A 25,735-nucleotide genomic window follows, 5' to 3' on the forward strand; every position below is an offset into this window, starting at 1 on the left:
TGACGTCTGAATCAGTGTAATCCGCGCAAAATCAGCGGTAATCTGTGATCTAGAAATGCTGGAATCCTTGCGCGGTAATGGGCACGGGCTGGCCAGCTTTGGTGATGAGGTTTACACCGTCGCTTTTTTCCGTAATGTGGCCGAGGATGGTGATGTCTGGGTGGTTTTTGATTTTGGCGTGGTCGGCTAAGGGCAGGGTGAAGAGCAGTTCGTAATCTTCGCCGCCGTTGAGCATGCACATGATGGGGTCGAGGTTGAACTCGTTGGCGACTTCCAGCATGGGGTTGGCGGCAGGCAGGTTTTCGGAAAAAATGCGGGCGCCGGTGTCGGAAGCCATACAAATGTGCAGGATTTCGGAAGCCAGGCCGTCGGAAATATCAATCATGCTGGTGGGCGTGAGGCCCAGGTCGCGCAGCTCGTGGATGATGTCGAGGCGGGCTTCGGGGCGAAGCTGGCGCTGGAGAACGTAGGTGTAGTTGGCTAGTTCGGGCTGCATGTCGGGGTCGGCGAGGAAGGCGGCTTTTTCGCGTTCGAGTACTTGCAGGCCCAAAAAAGCCCCCCGAGGTCCCCGGTTACGCAGATCAGGTCGTTGGGCTGGGCGCCGCTGCGGCGCACGGCGCGGCCGGTTTCTACCTGGCCCATAGCCGTGATGCTGATGGTGAGGCCGCCGCGACTAGCGGTAGTGTCGCCGCCCACTAAGTCTACGTTGTAGGCTTCGCAGGCCAGGCGCATGCCTTCGTATAGCTCCTCAATGGCCTCCACGGAGTAGCGGCTACCGATGGCGAGGCCGACCACGATTTGGGTGGGCAGAGCATTCATAGCGGCTATATCCGACACGTTGACGGCCACGGCTTTGTAGCCCACGTGCTTTAGGGGGCAAAAAGTAAGGTCGAAGTGGACGCCTTCCACCAGCAGGTCGGTGCTCACCACTATATCGTGCTGGGCAGCGGGAGTCAGGATGGCGGCGTCGTCGCCGATACCGAGCGTGGTGCTGGGCTGGCGCAGGGTGATAGTGTTTTGGATGCGGCGGATAAGGCCGAATTCGCCGACTTTATCGAGAGGTGTAATGTCGCTCATGGGGTAAAGGTACGTGAGGTTTTGGGCTGGCGTTGGCAGCATTTTGCTCCCGATGGCTACAGCAGAGCAGTATGCAGGTTATGCAGTGATTTATAGAGAGTAATAAACGCAACTTACGCTTGCTAACGAACGTTAGGAACCTTAGCTTTGTTGACTGAACTATGGAAGCCATTGCCCCCACCCTTTCGCGCAAAGCCCAGATCGACCAGACGGCCACGGCTCTGTTTCGGACGCGGGGGTTTGCGGCCACCAGCATGCGTGAGCTAGCGGAGGCGTTGGGCTTGGAAGCAGGCAGCTTGTATTCGCACATTAAGTCCAAGCAGGAGTTGCTGCACCGCATCTGCTTTCGACTGGCCGATGATTTTTTTGCTGGTTTTGCTGCTGCCACCCACGATTCTACCGAGCCTGCCGCCGCGCAACTGCGCCAAGCCATTGAAAGCCACGTGCGGGTGCTAACTCAGGATGTAGCTGCTTCGGCGGTATTCCTGAATGAATGGCGCCACCTGAGTGAGCCCGCCCGCACCGAATTCCTCATTATGCGCGAGCGGTACGAAGCCAGCTTCCGCGACCTAATTCAGCGTGGTATAGCACAAAACGATTTGCACACGCCTGATGCTGCTTTTGCTACGCTCACGCTTCTGGCCAGCCTGAACTGGCTGCCTACCTGGTACAAACCGGAAGGTAAAATGCCCCCCACCGAAATTGCCCATCGCCTAGCCGACCAACTCCTGCTTGGTTTAGCTAAGTCCTAAACTCAACCTTCTAATCCCACTCGTATGTACGGTTCTGCAAGCACCCACGATATTCCGGCCAGCGCCACCACCGGCCTCGAAAACGAAGACCCCATTCTGTTGGCTGAGTTTGAGGCGCGCATTGCTCGTGGCGAAAAAATCGAGCCTAGCGATTGGATGCCGGCTTTGTACCGCAAGCAGCTCATTCGCATGATTGAGCAGCACGCGCACTCCGAAATAATCGGCTCTTTGCCCGAAGGCACTTGGATTACGCGCGCACCCGGCTTCCGCCGCAAGATGGCGCAGATGGCCAAAGTGCAGGACGAAGTAGGCCACGCTCAGCTGCTCTACTCGGCGGCTGAAACGCTGGGCAAAACCCGCGAGCAGATGCTCTCCGACCTGATCAACGGCAAGAGCAAGTATTCCAACGTCTTCAATTATCCTGCCTTCACCTGGGCTGATTCAAACGTTATTTCGTGGCTGATTGACGCTGGTGCCATCGTAAACCAGATGGCAAATGCCAAAGGCAGCTACGGCCCGTATTGCCGCGCTCTGGAACGGATTTGCGCCGAGGAAAGCTTCCACCTAAAGTATGGTCACGATGCCGTGGTACACTTGGCTACCGGCACGCCTACCCAGCGACGCATGATTCAGGAGGCGCTGAATCGCTGGTGGCCGCCCATCATGACCTTCTTCGGCCCATCGGATAAGATGAGCGTGCACACGGAGATTCTGATGCGCTGGAAAGTAAAAATGGCCTCTAACGACCATTGCCGCCAGCAGTTCCTGGACATGTACGTGCCCAAAATCTGGGAACTGGGCCTGACTGTACCCGACGCCAAGCTGCGCAAAAACGAAGAAGGCGTGTGGGAGTTCACCGAGCCTGACTGGGAAGATTTCAAGCGCGTTATCAATGGCGATGGTCCCTGCAACGCCGAGCGCTTAGCCGTGCGCCGCGCCGCTGAAGAGAATGGTGCCTGGGTACGCCGCGCCTTGCTTTCGCCGAAGGCGAAATATGTGAAGCCGCTGGCATAGTGTCATTTAACATCTATCAATTAACATTTAACAGTCAGTCGTCTATCACGCATTATCAGCCCTTTGCTGCTTGACACTGATTGTTATTAAAGCAAAGGTTGCAAGCTGCGTCGGTTATGAACGCCGTTTATTGATGGATGTTAATTGTTAACTGATAATTGTCAAATGTCCCTTTCCTCCCTTGATCCGCGCATTGCCCGCCTCGGGCTGCCCGATTCGCCTCCGCCCCCACCAGATAAGACGGAGCTCGACCAGTTTGAGACTTACGAAGTGTTTCATCAGAAAAAGGAAGGCACTGCGTATGCTTATGTAGGTCCAGTGCATGCGCCCTCGCTGGATGTAGCCTTTCTGTTCGGTAAAGAGCAGTATAGCCGCCGTTTTGCCTGCACGGGCCTATGGGTAACGCCGACCAGCGCCGTGCAGGTAACGGCCTACGGCGACGACGCCGGCTCGGTGTACGATACGCTGCCTGGGGGGCAAAATGAGGCTACCGAGGTGCCGCTTTCCGAATCGGCGGAGGAAGAAGCGACGTACGCCGCGGGGGAGGAAGACTACGACATTTTTCACTTAAAAAAGCGCGGTAAGGCCCACGTACACGTCGGAAAAGTGCAGGCCAGCTCGCACGCAATGGCCTTGCAGCAGGCCAAAGCTGTGTTTGGTGAGCTGCGGCCAGTGGTAAATGTGTGGGTGATTCGGGCGGCAGACATCCTACGCTCCGACGAGGAAGACCGCGACATCTGGTCGACCACCCCCGAGAAGAAATACCGCGAAGCCCTGGCTTATAAAGTGCAGGACAAAATCGAGCGTTTCAAAGCTGAGAACCCCGAAAACGCCCCCCAAGCATGAACACCGACGCGCTAAAAGACCTGCTCTACCGCCTGGCCGACGACCAGCTAATCCTGGGCCACCGCAACTCCGAATGGAACGGCTTGGGGCCTATTCTAGAAGAAGACATAGCCTTCTCCTCGATGGCTCAGGACAAGCTGGGCCACAGCCTACAGCTCTACACACTCCTGCACCAACTCGGCGAAGCGGAGCCCGACACCGTAGCTTTCACCCGAAATGCCCCCCAGTTCCACTGTGCGCAACTTGTGGAACTGCCCATCGGCGAATACGACTTCAGCTTGATCCGGCACTTCCTGTACGACCACGCTGAAATCTTACGCTTTGAAGCGCTTAGTAACAGCAGCTATGAGCCGCTGGCTCAGGTGGCCCGCAAGCTGAAAGGCGAGTTGAAGTATCATACCCTACACGCGAATACCTGGATAAGGCAACTTGGCAGCTCAACAGAAGAAGCTATTGAGCGGCTACAAGGCTCCTTGAACTACACCTTGCCTTTTGCACTTGGCTTGTTTGAAAAAACAGCAGCTGAAGACCAAATTATCTCAGAAGGCATTTTCGTGGGCGAAGATGAAACTAAGGCCCGCTGGCAGGAAAACATCACCAAAGTTTTCAGCCAAACAGCACTGGAAATGCCTGACTTGACTACGCTGACGCCCGTGTACGGCGGTCGAACGGGCGAGCACACAGAGTATTTACAACCTCTGCTCGATGAGATGGCTGAAGTATTTCGCGTTGACCCAACGGCGGAATGGTAAACGTGTGCTGTTTGTTTGACAGTATACTAGTCTAATCACTCCCTATAGTCCATGGACAAAGCCACCATTCTTACCTGGCTCGAAGCAGTTAAAGACCCCGAGATACCCGTGCTTTCATTGGTAGATTTGGGCGTGATCCGCGACGTGGTAATTGCTGATAATGGCCGCGTGACGGTGAAGATGACGCCTACCTTTTCGGGCTGCCCGGCTATGGACTATATGCAGCGCGACGTGGTGCAGACGCTACAGGCTCATGGTATAGCTGAAGTGACAACAGAAATGAGTTTTGATGAACCTTGGGACACCAATATGGTTTCGGAGAAAGGCCGGGAGGCGCTGAAGAACTTTGGGCTGGCGCCCCCGCCTGAGTACCAGGGGATCCTAGACCTTGATATTCTGGAATACGCCCAGTGCCCGCACTGCGACAGCCACAATACGGAGTTGCGGACGCCCTTTGGGGCCACTTTGTGCCGCTCCATGCACTACTGCAACGACTGCCGACAGCTATTTGAGCAATTTAAACCACTTTAAACCTTAAAGAATATATTTCTCCGCCGATTTTCGGCGTTGTTTCCTCTATGAAAAAGCTAATTCCGCTGGCCTTACTTCTATTTATGGCCGCTTTTACCTCCTGCAAAACTGACCGGGCCAATAAAGCCGTCGCAGTAGACCCTGTTTCGCCCGCAGCGGCCAAAGCTCAACTCGATGTATTTCGTGACACGCTAGCGGCACGCTGGACCATGATGATTGCCAGCGACGACGCCAAAATACGCGATACCGAGCAGGTACTACGTGAGTTGCAAAAGCAGCCCGGCGCCAACGCGGACCAGGTTCAACAGTTAACCCGCGCCAACGAGCGACTCAAAACGCTACGCTACAATCAACAAGCGATGGCCGCCTCCGAGCGCATCGATGCGTATGATGCCGCCCAGGATTCGGTGTTGCGGGCGGTTTATGCAGTAGCTCTGCCGGCCAGCGGGCCAGCAAATGAAACCGTTCAGACGCTTACCGAAAACATTCAGGCAGCTGACAATGAAGTTATTGGCTATCGTGTCCGCTATGATCAGGCGGCTAAGCAGTTCAACAATTACTTGAAGCTGCATGAGCCAGAGATTTCGAAAATAGGTGGCGAATACAGTCAGTTGCAGCCCGTGCCTTTATTTGAATTGCAGCAATAAACTGACTGCTATATGATTTGAAAAAAGCCCCCCAGATCAAGTCTGGGGGGCTTTTTTAGGTTCTTTTACAGTAAGACAAGTATTGAGACTTCTTACAATCGACCCATTTCTTCGCGCACAAAGTCAGCTAAGGAGCGCAAATACTCGGTGCTAAAATCGAAGCGGATGCCGGCGGCAGCGTAAACCTCGCCGATGGGTGCGGTGTAGCCCAGAGCCAAGGCGCGCTTATAAGCTTCTAGCCCTTGCTGAGGATTCTGGCGGAAATTGCGCCACACAGCAATGGCACCAAGCTGAGCCATGGCGTACTCGATGTAGTAAAACGGCACTTCATACAGATGCAGCTGCTTCTGCCACAAGTACGGCTTATACTTCTCCAGACCCTTCCAGCTTACGGTGCGCTGGTTGAACTCGTCGAATACCTGCACCCAGCGGGCATGGCGCTGCTCGATGGTGTGCTCGGGGTTTTCGTAAATCCAGTGCTGAAACTTATCGATAGTGGCTACCCAGGGGAAGGTTTCGAGCACACTTTCCAGATGGGTTTTCTTAGCCCGACGCAGCTCATCGCCATCCGGAAAAAACTCGTCCCAATAGTCCATGCTCATCAGCTCCATGCTCATGGAGGCCAGCTCAGCTACCTCACTTGGTGGGTGCTTATCGGCCGATAAAGGCAACGTGCGCGTAAGGAAAGAATGTACGGCGTGGCCGCCCTCATGCAGCATCGTTACCACGTCGCGCAGGGACGACGTAGCATTCATGAAGATGAATGGCACTCCGGTCTCATCCAGCGGATAATTGTAGCCACCGGGCGCTTTACCCTTACGCGACTCCAGATCGAGGTGGCCCATCTGACGCATAGTACGCAGGCAGTCACCCAGATACGGATCAAGGTTTTGAAAAACGGTGATGGTTTTTTCGAGTAGCTCCGCACCCGTCTCGAATGGGCGCAAGGGCGCTTTGCCGCTTACGTCTACATCAAGGTCCCAGGGACGCAGCTCCGGCAGATTCAAATCCTGACGGCGCTCCAAGTCGAGGTCGTCGATGAGCGGCACCACAGTTTCACGGATGGCGCGGTGGAAGTTGAAGCAATCCTGCGGCGTATAGTCGAAGCGGCCCAGCGCGGCGAACATATAGTCGCGGAAGTTCCGGAAGCCCGCGTTCAGCGCCATCTGGTGGCGCAAGCGCACCAGTTGCGTAAACAGCTTATCGAGGGGCTCTTTATCCTGTGAGCGTCGCTCCTGCACGGCTATGTAAGCCTGTTCCCGCACGGCCCGATCGGTTTTTTTCAGGAAGTCGGCGGCCCGTGGCAGCGTCATTTCCTCCCCATTTATCGTGACCGTCATAGCGCCTACGGTGGCTGCGTACTGCTGCTGCTTGGTGCTGATATCGGTTTTGAGCGGAATATTCTCGGCCCGATAAATTTCCAGAGCCTGCCGAACCGAACGTATGAAAACACGGTAGCGCTGCGGGTCCATCGCCCCTACGTACTCCGATTGCATGAGCTTTTCGTTCAGGGCGTGGTCGTAGGGAGCTACGTTGGGCTCTATCTCATTCACGAAATACTGAAAAGCTTCCGACCGCTCCCCATCCTGCGTGTCGCAGGTCATGCGGATGTAGCGCCACGCCAGGTTTTCGCTCAACACACTTTCCAGCTCACTACGGTCGAGCATCCACTCTTCCAGCTCGTGGGGGGCATTTAGCTCCCGATCACGAAGCTCAACAAAGTAGGATTCAAGAGCAGACCAGTTAGTTACAATGAAATCTTCGGGCAGATAGCGGCGCGTGGGGCGCTGCGTATCTGTGGCCGAGGCGAGCTGAATTTCGGGGGCGGCGTGTAGCATAGGTATACAAGATAAGCCAGCGATTTAATCTTGTCGATAGGTAAGGCAAATTCCTTATCAACTTAGCACTGATGAGTCTCAATAAGAGACGTTTACGAGAGATACCGTTTCGTCGTCTCGTTATCCTATCTCAATAACAACATCAGCCGTGAGCGGGTGACCCACGCAGGTAAGTACGTAGCCTTGCTTCATTTCGGAGTCGGACAAGCCCTCGCGCTCGTCCAAGTGAACTTTGCCCGACAAGCATTTGCCGCGGCAAGCCGTGCACAAACCCGCCTGGCAAGAGTAAGGCAGGTCGATATCCTGATCGAGGGCAGCTTCGAGAATTGTCTGGTTGGGTTCAACCACCAGTTCATATTCACTGCCTTCGTAGTTAATGGTCACCGTGCGGGTCACAATTTTGCCGTCATCATCGGCCGACGATACGTCGCCGTGGCCATTAGACTGAGCGACAGCAGCTTCGATATTGTCGGCCACGGCGACGAAGCTTTCGCGGTGGATGCGAGCGGCAGGAACGCCCAGCAATTCAAGGGCAGAGCGAGCTTCCTGCATCAGGCCATCGGGACCGCAGAGGTAGTATTCGGCTTGCTCGGCCGGAAACTGGTGACGCTGCTCCAGAATGCGCAATAGCATGGTGCGGTTCAGACGCCCTTTGTGCTGCGTAGCGGCGGGGTTAGTGGGCTGGCTATACACGTGCTCGACCTGCAAATGCCCCCCAGACTGCTGCTCCAGTGCGGCCAGTTGCTGCCGAAAAATCACTGATTCTTCATTACGATTACCATAAACGAGCAGTATGTGGCTCTGCGGCTCCTCGCGCAACACGGCTTTCAAGATGCTCATCAGGGGTGTAATACCGCTGCCGGCACCTACCAGCACCAGGGAGCGCGCCGTTTTGGGACTGGGCTTCACGGTAAAGTTGCCGAGCGGAGCCATGGCTTCTATTTGCTGGCCTACCTGCACGGTATCAAGCAGATAGTTGCTCACCAAACCTCCTGGCACCCGCTTCACCGTGACGGACAGGCGCGGGGCTTCGTGCGGCGTGCTGCTCAGGGAGTAGGCGCGACGCTCTTTTTTGCCCCCCGGACCGCAGGGCAGAATCAGGGTTAGAAACTGGCCGGGCTGGCTGGCAATGGGCTGGCGGGTGGGTAGCTCAAGGTGAATAGTAACGGCATCGGGCGTTTCGTGGGTGAGCTCGACAACGTGGAGGGTGAGGTAAGGACTGCTCATTCTGGATGGAGGACTGGGGCTTAGGAACTTGGAAACCTGGGGGGCAAAAGTACGGGATTAATGCTGCTCAGACCTTAGCTTGCGCCCGCCTTTACGCGGTGAGGCCAGCGCGGTTATACGCATTATCTGTTTTCAGATGCCGCATAAATGGTCTTTTTCTCTTGAAATCTTTATGACTGAACTTTCTCAACTCTTACGACGGCATCAAGCCGAATTTGGTCCGGTGCTGCCCATCGACCTGAACAGTCCGGAGGTGTGCCGGCTCGACTTTACTGCCCAAAATCCGCAGGTAGTGGCAGCTGACTTGCGCGATACAGCTGCTTTTGAGGTGTTAGTAGCGGAGCTGCTGGCAGCTCAGGAGGCGCTTATTGGGGTTGGTGGCTATTTGGAGAATCGTATTATCTACCGCCGCAGCCCTGGTTTGTTTGGCGACCCAGCCGTGCCAGCGCGCTCCTTGCACCTGGGCGTGGATGTGTGGGTGCGGGCTGGCACGCCCGTTTGGTCGCCCTTGCGCGCTACCGTGCACAGCCTGGCCGACAATAATAATTTCGGCGACTATGGCCCAACCGTCATTCTGGAGCATAAGCTGGAAGGCACCACTTTTTATACCCTCTATGGGCACCTGGCCCGCCGCGAAGTGGCGCTGCTGCGGCCGGGAATGCTGGTAGAGCCCGGCGTCACCTTTGCCGAAGTAGGTCCGCAACCCGAGAATGGCGACTGGCCGCCTCACCTCCATTTTCAGGTAATAGCTGATATGCAGGGCCTGCACGGTGATTTTCCGGGCGTGGCGCTACCGTCGGAGCGCGAGAAGTGGGCCGCTTTGTGCCCTGATCCCAACCTGATTCTGCAAAGCCGCTATATCTGAATCGCGGATTTTGCAGGTTAGTCGGATTCCGCGGATTTTGGTGACGATTTGCAACTCATAAAAAAGCCCCCCAGAATAGTTCTGGGAGGCTTTTTTGCTTAATAGAAGCGTTGTGTTCAAGAGAAAGTAATCGTCACCAAAATCCGCGGAATCCGACTAATCTGCAAAATCCGCGATTCAGAAATCAGTCGAATTTGATAGCGGCTACGGGCATAATGCGCGAAATCAAGTACGTCGGGATGAGTACGGCCAAGAGTGAAGTGAGGAAAGTGGCTACATTCAGGACGACGATAATGGTGAGGTCCCAATGAATCGGCACGCGGTCCATGTAGTAGTTCTCGGGGTCGAGGGGAATGAGGTGGGTGTAGTATTGCAGGGCGCAAAAACCCAGACCGATCAGGTTGCCAATGAGCATGCCGCGCAGGGTCAGGCTCAGGCCCCGGAAGAAGAACATGCTCCGAATCTGATTATCGGTAGCGCCAATGGCTTTGAGCACGCCAATCATATTGGTGCGCTCCAGAATCATGATAAAGATGGTGGCCACCATATTAAATGTAGCCACGAAGATGATGAGAATCAGGAAGATGACGACGTTCTTGTTCAGCAGTTTCAGCCAATCAAACAGCTGGGCATACTGGTCGGTTATCTTGTCCAGCTTCAGGTCGTAGGGCAGGGTTTCGTAGAGGTTATCCGACACGGGGTCGAGACGCTCCGAAGTCGCGCAGCGTAACCTCCAGACCACCCACCAACGAGTCGGGCCAGGCGTTTAAATCCCGAATCTGCCGAATGTCGCCGATGATGTACACCTCGTCAAACTCGTCGAGACCGGTTTGGTAAATGCCGCGCACCTGAAATTTGCGCACGCGGGGCGGGTTTTGAATAAAATAAAACAGCGCCTCATCGCCTACTTTCAGGCGCAGCTTGTCGGCCACTTTGCGGGACAGCAACACGTCGTTGCTGGCGCTGGAATCGGGAAAAGTGAGAAACTGGCCGGCCACCAGATTCTGGCGCATCGGCGAGCGGCTGGTCTTCTCATCAATACCTTTGAGCACGATGCCCAGCACCTCATCCTTGGTTTTGATAATGGCCGTTTTGCGGGCAAAAGGTTGAATAATATCTACCTGCGGCGAACGGCGCAACGTCTGAATGAGTCGCGGCCCGCTGATGGGTTCGGCATTCAGAGAGTTATTGGTGTCGTACTTGCTGATTTGCAGGTGCGCGCCAAAGGAAAAAATCTTGCTTTGTATCTCGTTGCGAAAGCCCTCCAGGATGGAAAATGACACAATCATCACAGCCACCCCGAGGGCAATGCTGATAATGGCTATTTTTGTCACCGACGAAGTAAACGACCCAGAGTCGGCTCCGTCAATCTTACTGGAGATGTAGCGCGATATATTCACTGCCGTAAAGCTACTCTAACCCATTCAGTTTTCTAGCGCTCCTTTCCTTATGTATTCTTCCTTGCTTCCCGGTTTGCTAAGTTTGAGTGTCTTGATGACCAACTGCTCCGCAGCCCAAACAAGCACTAACCCGCCGGTAAGTGCTGCCACTGAGGCCGCCATCACCGAAGCTGCTACGGCTGTAACGCCGGTGGTGGTGCAGTCGGCACCGCAGCAGATCGTGGACGAGCCGCGCATGGGCGCTGAGTTGGGCAACCGCTACTTACCCTTGCTTAAGGGCAAGCGCGTGGGGCTAGTCGTAAATCAAACCTCGCTGGTGGGCCGCTCCCATCTGGTGGATACGCTGCTTCGGCAAGGCATTCAGGTTAAAACTATTTTTGCGCCCGAGCACGGCTTCCGGGGCGAAGAGGCCGATGGAGCCACTATTAAGGATGGGCGCGATGCCCGTAGCGGCCTGCCCGTGCGCTCCCTCTACGGCGCTACCCGCAAGCCCACGCCCGAAATGCTGAAGGATCTGGACGTACTGGTATTTGATATTCAGGATGTGGGCGCCCGATTCTATACGTTTAGCAGTACGCTACACTACGTGATGGAGGCCGCCGCCGAGCAGGGCAAAACGGTAATCGTGCTGGACCGTCCCAACCCCAACGGCCATTACGTGGATGGTCCGGTGCTGGAGCCACAGTTTAAAACCTTCGTTGGTCTGAACCCCGTTCCGGTGGTTCACGGACTGACGATGGGTGAGCTGGCCCAAATGATAAATGGGGAAGGCTGGCTGGCGGGGGGCAAAAAAGCGCAGCTAACCGTCATTCCGGTGGAAGGCTACACCCACGCTACGCGCTACAAATTACCCGTGCGCCCTTCGCCCAATTTGCCCACCGCGCACTCGGTAGACTTATATGCGACGCTGTGTTTGTTTGAGGGCACTGACGTGAGCGTGGGCCGCGGCACGGCTATGCCTTTTGAAGTGATTGGCGCGCCAACCCAACCTACTACGCGCCCGTTCAGCTTCACGCCCGCTCCCAACCCTGCCTCCACCGCGCCACCCCAAAAAGGTAAGCTGTGCTACGGCCTCGACCTGCGTCAGACCAACGGCGACATTGGCTTTACGCTGAAATACCTGCTCGATTTTTACCAGCAAAGCACCGACAAGGCCAATTTCTTTAATAAAGGATTCGAGCGGCTTGTTGGTACGGCGGCCCTGCGCCAGCAAATTATAGCCGGTAAGTCGGAAGCTGAAATTCGGAATACCTGGGAGCCCGCGTTGGGTCAGTACAAGACCATGCGCAAAAAGTATTTACTGTACCCAGAAGCATAGTTTCTCGCAGTGTTGGGCGCAGTGTGCTGATGCCTGAACACTGCGCAACACTGCGTTTTTTTACTGCATAACACTGCGAGAAATCAATTATGCTCCAACCTCTTCGCATCGTCTTCATGGGTACGCCCGAATTTGCCGTACCTACGCTGGAAGCCTTGCTTTCCTGGCCTGGGTGCGTGGTAGCAGCAGTCATTACGGCTCCTGATAAGCCCGCCGGGCGCGGGCGTCAGCTAGCCGAGTCGGCGGTGAAGCAGGCCGCGCAGGCACACAATCTACCAATTCTGCAACCCACAAATCTGAAAGACCCGGAGTTTCAGGCGACCCTGAAGGATTTTGAGGCTGATTTACAGGTGGTCGTCGCTTTTCGGATGTTGCCGCAGGCCGTTTGGAGTATGCCGCCCATGGGCTCCATTAACATTCATGCTTCTTTGCTACCGCAATATCGGGGAGCGGCTCCTATCAATTGGGCTCTGATTCAGGGAGAAACGCAAACAGGCGTCACGTCTTTTTTTCTGCGCCACGAGATTGATACCGGCGACCTGATTTTTCAGGATGTCGTGCCGATTACGGATGAGGATGACTTTGGCTCCCTGTATGAAAAGCTGAAAACGGCCGGCGCCGCCCTGGCTCTGCGCACCGTGCAAGCCATTGCGACCGGTACCGCGCCCAGCTTGCCCCAATCCGAAAACTATGAGCTACGCGCCGCCCCCAAGATTCAGAAGGAAACCGGCCGCCTCGATTTCAAGCAAAATGCCCCCCAGCTGGTGACTCTGGTGCGCGGCCTCTCCCCCATTCCTACCGCCTTCACCACTCTTCCCGATGGTCGTACCCTCAAAGTATTTCGCGCCCAAGCCCTGGACGATGAAGACTCAACCGGCCCGAGCACGATGTATCCGGGCACCTGGGTTTCCGACGGTCGCACCTATTTGCGCGTACAAACTGCTAATGGCCTGCTGGATTTGCTGGACGTGCAGTTGGAAGGCAAAAAGCGGATGCCGATTCAGGAATTTTTACGCGGTTTTAATCAGTCGACATTGCAGAAGTGAGTTTCATACCCTAGTGCTCAGCTTTAGCTATTCGTGTTGATAAAACGTCATACTGACGAGCGGAAGCATCTCGCGTGTTTAGCAAGATTACTACTCCAACGTCAGCACGCGAGATGCTTCGTTGCTTCAGCATGACGGCCTTTTAAATCATTTCAATGAGATGACAGAGCCAACTGTCAGATAAGAGTTAGTTGTTGTTAATCGAAATAGTTATATGATTGCTTTAGTAGTAGCCGTAGCTCAAAATGGTGTTATCGGCCGAGATAATCAGCTTATCTGGCACTTACCACAGGACCTGAAGCACTTCAAAAATCTGACCCTGGGCCATCCGATTATTATGGGGCGGCGCACGTTTGAGGCCATTGGGCGGCCATTGCCAGGGCGTCAGAATATTGTGGTCACCCGCCAACCCGAGTGGCAAGCTGACGGTGCGGAAACGACCTACTCGGTACCTGAAGCAATAGAGCTGGCCCAAACTTACGATGAAAATGTCTTCGTTATCGGGGGCGGGGAAATCTACCGTCAGTCGCTGTCGGCGGCCGATACCGTCTACTTAACCGAAGTCCACCACGACTTTGAGGGCGATGTTACCTTCCCCGACCTCAACCACACCGAGTGGCGCGAGGAAACCCGGGAACGCCACCAGCCCGACGAGAAACACGATTACCCCTTCAGCTTTGTAACCCTGCGCCGGCGTTAAATAGTAACAAGGTCGCGCCTAGTAAACCATCAAAAAAAGCCCCCCAGAAATATTCTGGGGGCTTTTTTTGATGAGTGAGAAGAATACTAACGCAGTAGCACCAGCTTACCCCAATCCTTCTTGAATGCCTGGTCGCCGGCGGTGCGGCGGCGCTCAAACTGGCTGGGGTTGTCCAGCACCACGCGGTAGAGGTAGGTACCGTTGGCTAGCTGGTCGCCAAACTCGTCGGTGCCATCCCAGGCATAGTCGGTGATGTTATTTCCGATGTGTAGAGGACCGAGTTCGGCCATCCTAATTTCGCGTACCACTTTGCCTGTGAGCGTCATCACCTGAATCTTCAGGTCGCGGGGCATCTCGGCACCTGTGAGGGTAAACACGAACTTGGCTTTGCTGGTGATAGGGTTAGGGTACGGGTAGAAATTGGTGATGGTAGATTCATTAATCACCTCAAACCGAATGGAGTAGCGTTGCGTGCTGGCCGCCAGGTTGGTCGCGTCCCTGCCCTGTACCTCCAGCTTGTAGATGCCATTTGGCAAAGGCGTCTGTTTACCAGGCAGATATTCTACGCGCGCTATGCCCTTAGCGACATCGGTAGTAAATACTACATCAGAGCCCGTCATGGGCACCTTAATCGGGGTAGACTCGCCGGGTTTAGTAAGGAACAAATCAAAATTGCTGGGGTCGCGAACGGCGTTAAGCTTATCCTCATCATTGAGTTGCACCATGATAACGGGCATCGGCGATACGATGTCTCCATCCAGAATATGCTGCCCGTCGAAGGCCACATCGAGCACGGGGGCGTATTTCGGTTTTCTATTGTGAAAGGCGGAAGTATCAGCTCGTTATTAAAGTAGTACTGCTCCGGCAGCAGGCGTGGATTTACGTTTACCTGCCCCGTAATGGCTCCCAGCAAACCGCGTACATCGAGGCGGATATTGAAGGTAGCCGTTGAGTCGGCTTTGAGCGGGCGGAGCGCCTGAATCTTAGCTGTACGCACATTATTGCTGGCATCGCGCACCGTAATTTCAGCAACGAGCGGCTGGCCAAAATTGACGGACGACACGTTTTGAAAGAATACGGGGAATGATAACTCGCCGCGGCTCATGGCTTGTTGGGCCAACGTGGCGGCATCGTACACTTTGGCATCTTTCGCTTCCGCTAAGTCGCGGCGCACGATTCCCTCCGGCAATCCTTCGTAGGTCACCAGCCATTGCTTCAGCTGCGGTGCCGTCCGATTAAGCGTGTCGCGCAGCTGTAGTACCAGCTGCAAATAAGGATAGTCCTGCGCCGATACCCCAGCCAGGGCCAGCTGCCGGTTCTTGACATCGGCATTTAATTGCCTCTGATTGCCGTCTTTATCAATGCCCACCAGCCGCAGCGTGTAGCTGTCGGAGGGTTCCAGTGCGCACGGTGTGGAAGAGCGAGCCCCACTGCTTGGCTGGTCCAATGAGCGTAGAAGTAATGGTGCCTCGGGCAGCGCGGGTACGCAGGAAGCCGTCCAGCGTCACAATCTGCTCGGCGCGAGCCACGGTGCTAGCCACGTCAAACGTACGCTCCTGGGCCGAACGAGCGCCGGGGCCTTTTTGTCCTAGGAACACGAAGGGGTCACCATCTTGCAGCTGGTCAATAAGCTGCGAACCAAGCGCTTTCAGGGCGGCTTTTAACTCCGGAGAGAAAGAAGAAAAGTTGACCCGATTCATCGATACCAGCGCCACGTACTGACCGGGTTTCAGGTTGGTCAGCAAGGCCAGAAGCTGTGCTTGGCGGGCGGGAGTGTTCAGGTTATCGGCAGTGCCTTCACGGGCAAAGTGGTAGTATATATTAGGGTTCAGACCACAGGAATCATATGCTCCCGGCACATTGCGCACAGCCTTCAAGGTCAGCCCATCAAACACCGCCGCCAACATATTGGGGGTTGAGGGCGCACAGTTGATGACATACGGGCTGGTACCATCCGGCGCGATGCCGTAGGAAGTCAGGAAAGTAGGCACGGCGCCGGTGCTTCCGCCGCGGGTAGAAAGCTTTACCCCAATGCTTTGGTCGCTAAAGTCCCACTTGCCCGAAGGGGCGGCCACATCCAAGGTAGTACGGCCGTCGCGGCGAAACTGCCCATAATGACTTTGCGACCAACCACCGGGACTACCGTTTATGAGGCGGAAAGAGCTGACGGCCCACTCCTGGTTTTCGCTAGGGCCGCTGGTTTGAAAACGCAACCGCCAATACCAGACTACACTATCGCGGCCCGCCGTGGGGGCAAAGTTGGCCTCCATTCCGGGGTAACAGCGGCCTCGCACGGTCGTGCGGCGCACTAAAGGGCTGTTGAACGTGGGCACTGTATCCAACTCCATTTCATAGCCGCGCAGCGGGCCTTTGGGGTCGTTATTTTGGCCGATAAGCCGCACGGCTGGGTTAGATACAATGGCAAACTCGGGTGGGCTAAGGGCCGTCACGCCGCCTTGCAGGAAGTTGAACTTAATGCTAGCTTGGTTATTCGTCTCGCTTAGCTCGGCTATCTTATTACCCTCATCCAGCACGACCGTAAACTCGTTTTCCCCGAATACATTACCCGTATTTGGCAACTGGAAAACATAGGTAGTATCGCGGCGGGGCTGCGGAACCTCGAAACGCAGAACCTCGGCGGGGCGGCCCGCAGTAGTCGGATAGCGGCGTGTTATGGAAACCCCGAGGCTAGTGCTTCCAGAGCACAGGCTACCTGCGTTGCTAACTCCTACCCGCAGCTGAAACCGGGAAGAAGAAGCCTGAACGGTGGTTTCGGGAGCCTGGGGGGCAATTTGCAAACGCGAATCAGCCGTGGCAAAATCCGGCTTGTCGGGGGCATAAAGCTTTAAGGCGGGGTCGCCCTGCCAGGTAGTGTTCATCAGCAGAGAAACGCCATTCGGGTTGTTGCCGAACACTGCTTGTAAGCGCCGGGATGCCTCTGCCTGAATTACGGCAATAGGCTTACCGTACCAATTTGGGTCATTAAAAAGAAGCTGATACATCCGGTCGCAGAAGGCGTCCAGCTGGCCATCATAGCCAAAATCGGAGTCGGCCAGAAAGCCGATAGCACCTTTGTCAGCTGCCAGAGTCCAGTCCTCGCCAATAGAGATAAAAGAACCATAAGCAAAGCCACCAGCGCATCCATTGACGATAAAGACGGGGTACTTGCCCCGGTTATTATAGTTATTGCTGGGGTCATTGATATCACCCAGGTTCAGGTCGAAAACCTGTGGGGAACCGTGACCGAAATATGTTATCAAGCTTAAGCCAGCATTCAGCTCAGGTGCGATATTGATGGTAATCGGAAAGCGCTGGTAATCACCCGGCGTGTCGCGCGTGTAGGTTTTTACGACGGTGCCTCCGAAGCAAGGCTTTTCGGCGCGCTCCTTATAGCCATTTACATAGCTCTGAAACTGAGCGAATTCGCCTTCGTTGGCGCCCCCGGCGAGGTGCAGCAGGTTTTTGCGCCAGGGTTCGGGGCCCAGTGCCTCATGCTCACGCAGCTTATTCAGGTAATTGACGACCTGCTGGGGCGTTTGAGCCGATATCCGCCCCGTAGGAATGCGGGCTACGTATTGGTTGCGCTGCCAGTCAGCCGAAAAAATATGTCAGATCCGGCACGGGTACTGGTTGGTACCATATCCGGTAACGGCGACTGGCTATCCGGCACTAGTCGATGATAAATTACCCCGGCTCCGGTGCGTACCGGCTCGGCCGTAGCCAAGCCTTTACCCAATAGCAGCAAATACTTCTCGCGGTTACTAGTCAGCATCCACTGCGCAAACTGACGAATAGCTAAGGGTGATTTTTCACCGTAGTGAAACTGGTCGTAGAGCTGCTGAGTCGTTACCACGAGGGTATCGTGGCGGCCGCCGGCCGCGGAGGCGCGGTAGCTGGCGTAGGCCCGCACGGGATTGGCGACGTTGCCAGCGGGCCGCATTAGCAAGCTGTGGCTAACTACCAGGAAGCTATAAGCGGCGGGCGTGATAGTACGAAACCGAACCAGGCGGGCCGGCAACGGCACCCTGGGGCGGGCAGCATCAGCCAGTAACAGCTGGCGCGTGCGGCCCGTAGCCGCCGGGAACACGTAGCTGCGCTGGGTACCACCTGCGCTGCTCCCCTCTATTCGCTCAACCGCCGAGGCATCGGTAATATCGTAGCCGCGCAGGGTAGCAGGCGCATTTTCGAGCACGTAGGTAGCCGGTCCCGCTAAGGTCGAATCATTCGTAAAGAAGGTACTGCGCCGTTCGCTGAATACGCGATTATCGCGGGGAACCAAGACCGTAATATAAGCTAACCGCGACCGGTCGCGGGGAAGCGGCTGTCATTTGGTCCTGTGTTTTCAAGCCGTAATTTGACCTTTCCATCCGTGCTGATGTCTGAACGCAAAAGCGGGTACTGCAACTTTACTCTATCGAAGCTGTCGTAATTGGCAACGGTACTCAGCATCCGCACTGTGCCGTTTGGCTGCACCACCGAAATATTCGTAATGTGCTCAGATGCACTGGTTCCTACCAGCCCGATTTCTACGCGCGGCGCCCCACCGCTGCTGGCTATGCCTTGCAGGGAGTCTACTTCAAAATCGACTGGGTTAGCTGCATTGCGGCCAAACGGCACCGATAAGAAGGCCTCCCCCGCGCTGGCCCACGGCATAAAAGCGAGTGGGCCTTCCGTTATATCGGCATAATTTTCAAAGAAAATACGCTTCCGCTGTAGTAAGTGATAGGGCTGGCCGCTTGTGGTAGCGACTATGGCTGACTCGGCCATACGCCGCCCGACGGGCGTAGGAGCCACAGTCAGAAAGTAAGCGGCCGTATCCGTGAAGAGGCTGTAGAGTGGCTGAGGCTGATCAATAGCTTTTTTGTACATGCCACGGTCCAGGCGGCCGTCGTTGCGCTGACCATAAAACTCGAGGAAGGTGCTGGGGTCGAGGCTGGTTTGGTTGCCACCCACGTAGATAGCCACTTCCTGGCCTCGCCGCCAGAGTTGGAGGCGGCGCGGATCGGTGCCGTTGCTGACGCCCGCTCTGGTTAAATATTGGTTGTCGAGGCGGTGAATACCATCCTGGGTTACCCGGATTTTGTAATACTGCTGGCCCGGCACTATCCACTCGTTGCCAAAAGGCCCCGACTGCGCGCTGACCTGAAGACTGCTTAAGAGCAGCACCAATCCCAAAAAGCCCCCCAACAGGTACCGTAACGTGTAATTTTGTCTCATGCTAATTGTATGGCTGAATAGTCGGATGGCTCAATGGTTAACCCATAGCCATGTACTCATTCACTTTCTTATTTAAATCCGTAGCCCAGCGAGACGATTATGGAGTTGGTTTGGGAGCGCTGCCCCAGCTTCTCGACAGCCAGCCGTGACAAAGCCAAGTCAAGCCGTAGTCCGCTGGTGGCTACGCCCACGCCCAGGCTTGGCTGGGCCTTCCACTCTTCTTTGCCGCTGAAGGCCTGTATCTTCTGAAAATTGCTGACTCCACCGCGCAGAAATACGATGTTGTTATAGCCGATTTCCAAACCAGCGTGCGGATCAATACTAATTAAGCCCGTAGAAATAGGTGTATTGCGCTGCCCGTCGGTGGTCATTTCCAGATCGGTGGCCACGAGGGCCGTAAACTGGCCGGGCAGCTTGATGGAACGGCCTACACCCAGCACGAGACGCGGTAACGTTACTTCCGAGCTATTGCTCGGGATTTCGTCGATGGTGGTAGCTGAACCTTTGAATTTATCGGCATCGATGGACCACACATTGAAGGTGGTGGTAATGTCGCGGGCCATCAGGCCGAGGCGCCAACCCTTGTGGTCATATTGTAAACCCGCATCAACCCCAAAGCCGTAGGCGTTGGCAAATTCGCCCACGTTTCGGTAGATAATCTTGGCGTTGACACCCAGTTTCAATCCTTCGATAGTGCCAATGCGCCGGGCATACGACAGCAGCAAGGCATAATCGGCCACGGAGAAATAGCGAATCCGGTCGTATTGAATGTAGCCGTACTCATTCACCAAGTCGCGGGTATCGGCAATATCATCAACGCCCAGGCGAATCAGGCTGGCCCCGATAGCGCTGTTTTCATCGAGCGGCATCGCAAAGGCCGCGTAGTCGTTTTTCACGATGCCCGAAAACAGCTCGGAGTGCATGAGCACGCCGTCGTACTTGGTCTTCAGATCGAGCAGACCGGCGGGGTTCCAGTAGCCAGCGGTAGCATCCTGCACAATGCTCACCTGGGTATTGCCCATGCCCAGGGCCCGGCCACCCACCCCGATGTTCAGGAACTCATTGCTGTACTTGGGAGTGGCATCTTTCGACTGTGCCCACGCGGCGGGCGCCGCGCCCAAGCTCAGCCCCAAGCCAACCAGCAACGGGACTACTTTGGAGAAGTGCAGCATAGAATAAAGTAGGGGAAAACGAATAATTGCAGCAGGAACGCAAGTTACTTATTTCTAGTGCGTCTGCCGGTTTTATCGGGCTAATAGTGCCTACGAGGTCCGCATAAATCGGGCCGGGCAGTAACTGGGGGGCTTTTTCGGGCGTCAGAAATGCGTGGGGGCAAATTTTCATTGCTCAGCTTCTAAATCTCTCCTTATTCTATCAGTGCAAGAGCTGCCATTTGAATTGGTCTGGCATTAAGACTCTTGCTCGTTGCCTAACACGGATTACTTTTTATTTCAGCTTCCAACAAGGAAGGGCTGAGGCCAAAAAATGCCCCCAGCCAGTTTAAACGCCTTTTTGGCCTCAGCTCACCCTCCTTTTATGCCTTCCAAAATCCCCATAATTCTATGTGATAAAAATTATTTCTACAAGTACCTTGCGTTACATAGTACCTTTTGTTATCTTTGATTCATTCTTCACCGATATCTGCCCAAAGCCCATGAAAGTAGAGAACACCCAAGTGCAGATGCGGAAGGGCATCCTGGAATTCTGCATTCTGGAAATCATTGCCCGCGGCGAGGTCTACGCCTCCGATATGCTGGAAGAGCTAACTTCCGCTCGCATGATCGTAGTGGAAGGCACGCTGTATCCGCTCCTGACCCGACTAAAAAACGCGGGTTTACTTGATTATACTTGGAAGGAGTCCACGTCTGGGCCACCCCGCAAGTATTACACCCTTACCTCCGTTGGTGTGGAGTTTTTGCACCAGCTGCGCTTGACTTGGGAAGAGGTCGCCGACTCTATCCGCATCATTCGCCAAAAGCCGCATGTGAACGGCACTGTTCCGGCCCAGCAGTAGCGCCGCCTCCACCTTTCTTTCGAAGTTTTCCTGACTTGCAGCACTGAGATGAAAAAGAACATCAGCATCAACCTCCAGGGCATCATCTTTCACATTGAGGAAGATGGCTACGACGTCCTCAGCCGCTACCTGGCCGAGGTAAAAGCCCACTTCAGCGGCTACCGCGGACACGAGGAAATCGTGGCCGACATTGAAAGCCGCATTGCCGAGCTATTTGTGGCTCGCCTCTCCCCTACCAAGCAGATTATTTCGCTGGAAGATGTGGAGGCCATGACCGCCAAAATGGGCCGGGTGCGCGATTTCCAGGCCGCCGATGATGCCGAGGACGATGAAGATCTACTAGCCTCCGCTGTAAACAGCGGCACGGCAGCCGGCACCTACGCTCGCCCCGAGTACGCCTACAACACCACTGGTGCAGGTGCCGGCGCAGCTACTGCCTCCGCCGACGCTGCCGAACCCCGTCGTCTTTTCCGCGACGTAGCCAACAAAAAGATTGCGGGCGTATGCGCTGGTTTGGCTCACTACTTCGGTATCAATGCCGTCTGGATTCGGCTGATAGCGCTGGCTTCTCTGTTTTCGATTGTCATCGGCGACTTTGTGGGGGCGCTGCCTGCCTTCACCATTCTGGCTTACGTTATCCTGTGGGCCGTGCTGCCTAAGCGCAACGACTTGCCCGACCCAGTTGGGATTGGTGAGGCAACCGGCGAGCGGAAGCTCTTCCGCGACACGGATACCGGAAAAATCGGGGGTGTATCGGCTGGCTTGGCCGCTTACTTCAGAGCCGATGTCACGCTCATCCGCATCCTGTTCATACTGAGCCTGTTTACCGGCTTTGGCTTCCTGCTTTACCTGCTGCTATGGGTTGTACTACCCGAAGCCCGCACCGTATCGGAAAAGATGCGGATGCGCGGCGACGCGGTAACGCTCTCGGGCATCGACAATAACCTGCGCAACAACGCTTTTGAAGCTGGCGGCATGACAGGGAGCGGCCGCCAGGTAGGTACATTTCTGGAAGAGCTAGCCCGCAATCTGCGCCCGCTGGTTAACTTCCTGGGCTCCCTGATTCGGGTGTTTGCTGGTGTCCTGCTCGTTATTATTGGCTTCTCCATGCTGCTGGGCCTCACCATAGCCTTAGGTATCGGACTGGGCATGGTTCCAGCAACCAATAGCTTCATGACGGGTGATATTCCAGCGCACGTCTTCCTCAACGGGGTTCCGGTATGGGCAATGTTTGCCTTCTACCTAACCGCTGCCATTCCTTTCCTGGCGCTGCTGCTGGCTGGCTTGGGTTTATTGCTCCGCCGCTCCATCCTTAACCGCACGGTAGGCCTGACGCTGCTTGGCTTGTGGTTGCTGGGTGTAGTGGGTACCTCCATCGGTGCCACCCGCATTAGTCATGATTTCCAGGAAGAGGCCGATGTAACTCAGAACCAGGCTTTCCCAACATTGCGAGCCTCCAGCATTTATCTGGATATTCGGGGCACCGACCAAGGCCATGACCAATGGGTGAACGCGCAGATAGCCGCCGTAGATAGCAACCAGGTCGTTTCAGTTGACAAAAACTTCCGGGCGGAAGGAGCTACGGAAGAAGAAGCTCGCCAGACGGCTACTACCAGCCTAGTGTATACCGTACGCCAGGTGAACGACACAACCTTACGCTTCGATGACCACTTTACTTTCCGCCCCAGCGCCCGCTACCGCGACCAGGAAGTGCATGTGACCCTCAAATTGCCGCGCAACCGGACCGTTCGTTTAAGCCAAGATGCTGCGCACTGGCTCGGCAGCGACAACTTCGTCGACAATGATATGCCCGAAAACGTGGAGCAACACCTCTACCGCCTGAAAGGCAATGAGTTAGAGTGCGTTGACTGCACGGCGGAAGACTTGCACGGCAGTACGGACGAGGGCGAAAATGAAGATGAGGAGGGTGAAATCAACATCGATATTGATGAGAACGAAGAAACCGGCGACACAAACGTGTCGCTGGACTACGGCGGAGCACCTAGCTTCTCTACCAACGCCGATGACTACGGCTCGGGCCGTGAGAGTTACAACGTCGATGGGTTCCGCGAAGTAACCGTGCTGGGCTCCTACCGCACAGTTATCCGGTCGGGCGACACGTTTCGGGTGACGGCCGCTGGCCCGGCGCGGGAGTTGCGCGACCTGAAAATAGACCGCGACGGCGACGAGCTGCTGGTGCGTTCCCGCAACCGCTCTCTCTTCAACGGTAATTGGGGCCGGGATATGAACCGTGATAAGGTACTGATTACTATCGAGATGCCTGCGCTGAACAAGTTGGACCTAGCGGGGGCCGTGCACGCCGACGTATCAGGCTTCACGAATCAATCGACCCTGGAAGTGGACCAGGCCGGCGCTAGTCACCTGCGGTTAAACGGCGACTATCGCAGCTTGAATCTGGATTTGGCTGGTGCCTGCCGGACTACGTTGCAAGGGCGCGCCGACATGCTGGAAGTGGATGGAGCCGGAGCCTGCGAGCTTGCAGGAGCCGGCTTCACCGCCCGCTCAGCCGATATTGATTTGGCTGGTATGAGTAAAGCTCGCCTTCAGATTAAGGAGTCACTTCGTGCTGATGCCGTGGGCGCCAGCGTGATTGAGTACAGCGGCAACCCCAGCAGCGTAAAAGTAAGCGACGTGGGTGCTTCGCGCATCACTCGGGTTAATGAGTAAAAAGCCCCCCAGCGCCTCATTAGTGACTCTCCGAGTACCTGAATGGGTAAGCGCTGATCTTTCTAAACAAAAACGTGATGATTGGGCAACCTTGCGCTCATACTCAACATCTATACTTGCGGTGAACAAATATAGGGTCTAAAGTGAGTGAAAGGTGGACCCTGAGGAAGTCTTCTACCTACCGAGCTGCAACTGGGGGTAGAGGCTTCCTCACATTTGTTTTAGGGCCAACACGCTCGCCCTCAGTAGAGTACGAGCTGCTTAGCCCTAAGACATTTATTACCGTGGATAGAAATCTATTGATGAGCAGAGGGCTGAACCGGATTCAGCCCTTTCGCTTGCCCAAGCTTTAGCAATAGAGCATACGCCTCGTCAAGCTCGTTCCGCACCTTGCCATCCAGAATAGCTTCCAGCACCGCTTCTTTCAACTCGCCTACTTCACGGGAAGGCTTCAGATTGAAAGTCTCCATGATGACCTCACCCGTAATAACTGGCCTGAAGTTGCGCAGATGGTCCTTCTCTTCTACCTCTTTGAGCTTCTGCTCCACTACCCCAAAGTTGCGCAGGTAGCGCTCCTTCCGTTGGTGGTCTTTGCTTGTGATATCGGCCCGGCAGAGCAGCATGAGCCGGTCGATGTCGTCGCCGGCTTCAAATAACAGGCGCCGCACAGCCGAGTCGGTCACGGTTTCCTTAACTAAGGCAATAGGCCGCAAATGAAGCTTCACCAGCTTTTGCACCTGACGCATTTCCTCGCCCTGAGGCAACTTTAGCTCTGTGAATATTTGAGGTACCCAGCGCGCACCACGGTCTTCGTGGCCATGAAAAGTCCAGCCAACTTTGGGGTCAAAGCGCTTGGTGGCGGGCTTGGCAATGTCGTGCAGAATAGCAGCCCACCGCAGCCACAGGTCGCCGCCGGCAGCCACTACATTATCGAGCACTTGCAGCGTGTGGTAGAAATTATCCTTGTGTGCGTGCTGGCCCACTTTATCTACTCCCTGAAGCAGCGCCATTTTGGGGAAAATCAGTTGCAATAAGCCCGTCTGAAACAGTAGCTTAAAACCATAGCTGGGCTGGGGGGCTAATATTATCTTGTTCAGCTCGTCGGTAATGCGCTCCTGCGACACGATGCGAATCCGCTCCTTGTTGCGGGCAATAGCATCGTACGTATCCGGCTCAATATCAAAGTCGAGCTGCGTGGCGAAGCGCACGGCGCGCATCATGCGCAAGGGGTCGTCGGAGAAGGTAATATCCGGGTCGAGGGGCGTGCGAATGGTTTTACGCTGGAGGTCACCCATGCCGTCGTAGCGGTCTACCAGCGTTCCGAAATCTCCGGGGTTCAGGCTCAACCCCAGCGCATTGATAGTAAAATCACGCCGGGCCAAATCCTCTTCCAATGTACCGGCAGCCACTTCCGGCTTGCGCGATTCACTGCGGTAGCTCTCCTTCCGGGCACCTACAAACTCGATTTCCACCTCCGGCGTCGGCAGCATGGCCGTGCCGAAGTTCTTGAATACCGTCACACGGGGCCGGCCGGGCAGCTTTTTGCCTACGGCCTGCGCCAGCTGAATTCCATCGCCCACGCACACCACGTCAATATCCTTGCTGGGGCGCGCCAAAGCCAAATCGCGCACAAACCCCCCAATAATGTAGGCCGGATACCCTAGTTCCTGAGCTGCTTCGGCGATGGTACGGAACAACGGGAGGTCGGGGAGCTGCGGGTGTTTCATACCGCAAAGTAAGGCAACGGTGGGCTAGCAACCATAGCTGGGCCGCGAAGCGGCTACACCACAACCTTGCATTTGA

23 protein-coding genes and 1 pseudogene are annotated in these 25,735 nt (G+C 55.4%); 12 read left to right on the forward strand and 12 right to left on the reverse strand.

What is annotated here, in order from left to right:
• Positions 1 to 49: 49 nt before the first annotated feature.
• A pseudogene (thiL, locus tag MKZ35_RS09190) lies at positions 50 to 1,077 on the reverse strand (thiamine-phosphate kinase).
• Positions 1,078 to 1,238: 161 nt separating this feature from the next.
• On the opposite strand from thiL, the gene MKZ35_RS09195 reads away from it, so the two are divergent.
• From MKZ35_RS09195 to MKZ35_RS09220, 6 genes are all read left to right on the forward strand, one after another.
• On the forward strand, positions 1,239 to 1,829 hold the full coding sequence (locus MKZ35_RS09195; protein WP_482512944.1) for a TetR/AcrR family transcriptional regulator: 591 nt from the start codon (positions 1,239 to 1,241) through the stop codon (positions 1,827 to 1,829).
• A gap of 24 nt (positions 1,830 to 1,853) precedes the next feature.
• Entirely contained in the window at positions 1,854 to 2,843 is a 990-nt protein-coding gene (paaA, locus tag MKZ35_RS09200) for a 1,2-phenylacetyl-CoA epoxidase subunit PaaA (protein WP_482512945.1), read from the forward strand.
• 165 nt (positions 2,844 to 3,008) lie between these two features.
• On the forward strand, positions 3,009 to 3,689 hold the full coding sequence (locus tag MKZ35_RS09205; RefSeq protein WP_482512946.1) for a phenylacetic acid degradation b: 681 nt from the start codon (positions 3,009 to 3,011) through the stop codon (positions 3,687 to 3,689).
• Positions 3,686 to 4,441 carry a 1,2-phenylacetyl-CoA epoxidase subunit PaaC gene (gene paaC, locus MKZ35_RS09210; RefSeq protein WP_482512947.1) on the forward strand — a complete coding sequence of 252 codons (756 nt, stop codon included), beginning with the start codon at positions 3,686 to 3,688 and terminating at the stop codon, positions 4,439 to 4,441. Before MKZ35_RS09205 ends, paaC begins: the two co-directional genes overlap by 4 nt.
• Before the next feature lie 51 nt (positions 4,442 to 4,492).
• Positions 4,493 to 4,972: a 1,2-phenylacetyl-CoA epoxidase subunit PaaD gene (gene paaD, locus MKZ35_RS09215; protein WP_482512948.1), complete on the forward strand. Its 480-nt coding sequence runs from the start codon at positions 4,493 to 4,495 to the stop codon at positions 4,970 to 4,972.
• A 47-nt stretch (positions 4,973 to 5,019) separates the two neighbouring features.
• Positions 5,020 to 5,619 (forward strand): hypothetical protein, encoded by a 600-nt coding sequence (locus MKZ35_RS09220; RefSeq protein WP_482512949.1) that lies wholly within the window; start codon positions 5,020 to 5,022, stop codon positions 5,617 to 5,619.
• Positions 5,620 to 5,711: 92 nt separating this feature from the next.
• Here the strand turns inward: MKZ35_RS09220 and MKZ35_RS09225 are convergent, their stop codons facing one another.
• Positions 5,712 to 7,457, reverse strand: a complete 1,746-nt coding sequence (locus tag MKZ35_RS09225; RefSeq protein WP_482512950.1) for a M3 family oligoendopeptidase — start codon at positions 7,455 to 7,457, stop codon at positions 5,712 to 5,714.
• A gap of 120 nt (positions 7,458 to 7,577) precedes the next feature.
• A complete protein-coding gene (locus MKZ35_RS09230) occupies positions 7,578 to 8,684 on the reverse strand; it encodes a 2Fe-2S iron-sulfur cluster-binding protein (protein ID WP_482512951.1) in 1,107 nt (368 codons plus the stop codon).
• 172 nt (positions 8,685 to 8,856) lie between these two features.
• On the opposite strand from MKZ35_RS09230, the gene MKZ35_RS09235 reads away from it, so the two are divergent.
• A complete protein-coding gene (locus MKZ35_RS09235; RefSeq protein ID WP_482512952.1) occupies positions 8,857 to 9,549 on the forward strand; it encodes a peptidoglycan DD-metalloendopeptidase family protein in 693 nt (230 codons plus the stop codon).
• Between the two features lie 184 nt (positions 9,550 to 9,733).
• Here the strand turns inward: MKZ35_RS09235 and MKZ35_RS09240 are convergent, their stop codons facing one another.
• Together MKZ35_RS09240 and MKZ35_RS09245 are read right to left on the reverse strand one after the other, a co-directional pair.
• Complete coding sequence (locus tag MKZ35_RS09240; protein WP_482512954.1) at positions 9,734 to 10,246, reverse strand: ABC transporter permease; 513 nt, start codon at positions 10,244 to 10,246, stop codon at positions 9,734 to 9,736.
• Positions 10,236 to 10,949, reverse strand: coding sequence for an ABC transporter permease (locus MKZ35_RS09245; RefSeq protein ID WP_482512955.1), 714 nt, complete (start codon positions 10,947 to 10,949; stop codon positions 10,236 to 10,238). Before MKZ35_RS09245 ends, MKZ35_RS09240 begins: the two co-directional genes overlap by 11 nt.
• Before the next feature lie 49 nt (positions 10,950 to 10,998).
• On the opposite strand from MKZ35_RS09245, the gene MKZ35_RS09250 reads away from it, so the two are divergent.
• The 3 genes from MKZ35_RS09250 (at position 10,999) to MKZ35_RS09260 (ending at position 14,013) form a co-directional block, all read left to right on the forward strand.
• Complete coding sequence (locus MKZ35_RS09250) at positions 10,999 to 12,267, forward strand: exo-beta-N-acetylmuramidase NamZ family protein (RefSeq protein WP_482512956.1); 1,269 nt, start codon at positions 10,999 to 11,001, stop codon at positions 12,265 to 12,267.
• 89 nt (positions 12,268 to 12,356) lie between these two features.
• Entirely contained in the window at positions 12,357 to 13,313 is a 957-nt protein-coding gene (fmt, locus tag MKZ35_RS09255; RefSeq protein WP_482512957.1) for a methionyl-tRNA formyltransferase, read from the forward strand.
• Positions 13,314 to 13,527: 214 nt separating this feature from the next.
• Entirely contained in the window at positions 13,528 to 14,013 is a 486-nt protein-coding gene (locus MKZ35_RS09260) for a dihydrofolate reductase (protein WP_482512958.1), read from the forward strand.
• A gap of 86 nt (positions 14,014 to 14,099) precedes the next feature.
• Here MKZ35_RS09260 and MKZ35_RS09265 read toward each other — a convergent pair whose 3' ends face one another.
• The 6 genes from MKZ35_RS09265 to MKZ35_RS09290 form a co-directional block, all read right to left on the reverse strand.
• Positions 14,100 to 14,633 carry a hypothetical protein gene (locus tag MKZ35_RS09265; RefSeq protein WP_482512959.1) on the reverse strand — a complete coding sequence of 178 codons (534 nt, stop codon included), beginning with the start codon at positions 14,631 to 14,633 and terminating at the stop codon, positions 14,100 to 14,102.
• A complete protein-coding gene (locus tag MKZ35_RS09270) occupies positions 14,630 to 15,382 on the reverse strand; it encodes a hypothetical protein (protein WP_482512960.1) in 753 nt (250 codons plus the stop codon). The genes MKZ35_RS09265 and MKZ35_RS09270 overlap by 4 nt, the downstream gene beginning before the upstream one ends.
• The gene (locus tag MKZ35_RS09275) at positions 15,372 to 17,618 is read right to left on the reverse strand and encodes a C25 family cysteine peptidase (protein ID WP_482514727.1); all 2,247 of its coding nucleotides are present in this window, start codon (positions 17,616 to 17,618) and stop codon (positions 15,372 to 15,374) included. The genes MKZ35_RS09270 and MKZ35_RS09275 overlap by 11 nt, the downstream gene beginning before the upstream one ends.
• On the reverse strand, positions 17,582 to 18,292 hold the full coding sequence (locus tag MKZ35_RS09280; protein WP_482512961.1) for a C25 family cysteine peptidase: 711 nt from the start codon (positions 18,290 to 18,292) through the stop codon (positions 17,582 to 17,584). Before MKZ35_RS09280 ends, MKZ35_RS09275 begins: the two co-directional genes overlap by 37 nt.
• A gap of 14 nt (positions 18,293 to 18,306) precedes the next feature.
• Entirely contained in the window at positions 18,307 to 19,230 is a 924-nt protein-coding gene (locus MKZ35_RS09285; protein ID WP_482512962.1) for a hypothetical protein, read from the reverse strand.
• Between the two features lie 68 nt (positions 19,231 to 19,298).
• Positions 19,299 to 20,402 carry a putative type IX sorting system protein PorV2 gene (locus MKZ35_RS09290; RefSeq protein ID WP_482512963.1) on the reverse strand — a complete coding sequence of 368 codons (1,104 nt, stop codon included), beginning with the start codon at positions 20,400 to 20,402 and terminating at the stop codon, positions 19,299 to 19,301.
• Positions 20,403 to 20,884: 482 nt separating this feature from the next.
• Between MKZ35_RS09290 and MKZ35_RS09295 the strand changes: the two genes are divergently transcribed.
• Positions 20,885 to 21,244 carry a PadR family transcriptional regulator gene (locus MKZ35_RS09295; RefSeq protein ID WP_482512964.1) on the forward strand — a complete coding sequence of 120 codons (360 nt, stop codon included), beginning with the start codon at positions 20,885 to 20,887 and terminating at the stop codon, positions 21,242 to 21,244.
• Between the two features lie 48 nt (positions 21,245 to 21,292).
• Positions 21,293 to 23,932, forward strand: a complete 2,640-nt coding sequence (locus MKZ35_RS09300; RefSeq protein WP_482512965.1) for a PspC domain-containing protein — start codon at positions 21,293 to 21,295, stop codon at positions 23,930 to 23,932.
• Between the two features lie 296 nt (positions 23,933 to 24,228).
• Here MKZ35_RS09300 and MKZ35_RS09305 read toward each other — a convergent pair whose 3' ends face one another.
• Positions 24,229 to 25,659: a CCA tRNA nucleotidyltransferase gene (locus tag MKZ35_RS09305; protein ID WP_482512966.1), complete on the reverse strand. Its 1,431-nt coding sequence runs from the start codon at positions 25,657 to 25,659 to the stop codon at positions 24,229 to 24,231.
• Between the last annotated feature and the right edge of the window lie 76 nt (positions 25,660 to 25,735).

The organism is Hymenobacter sp. R533113 (genome assembly GCF_056835965.1).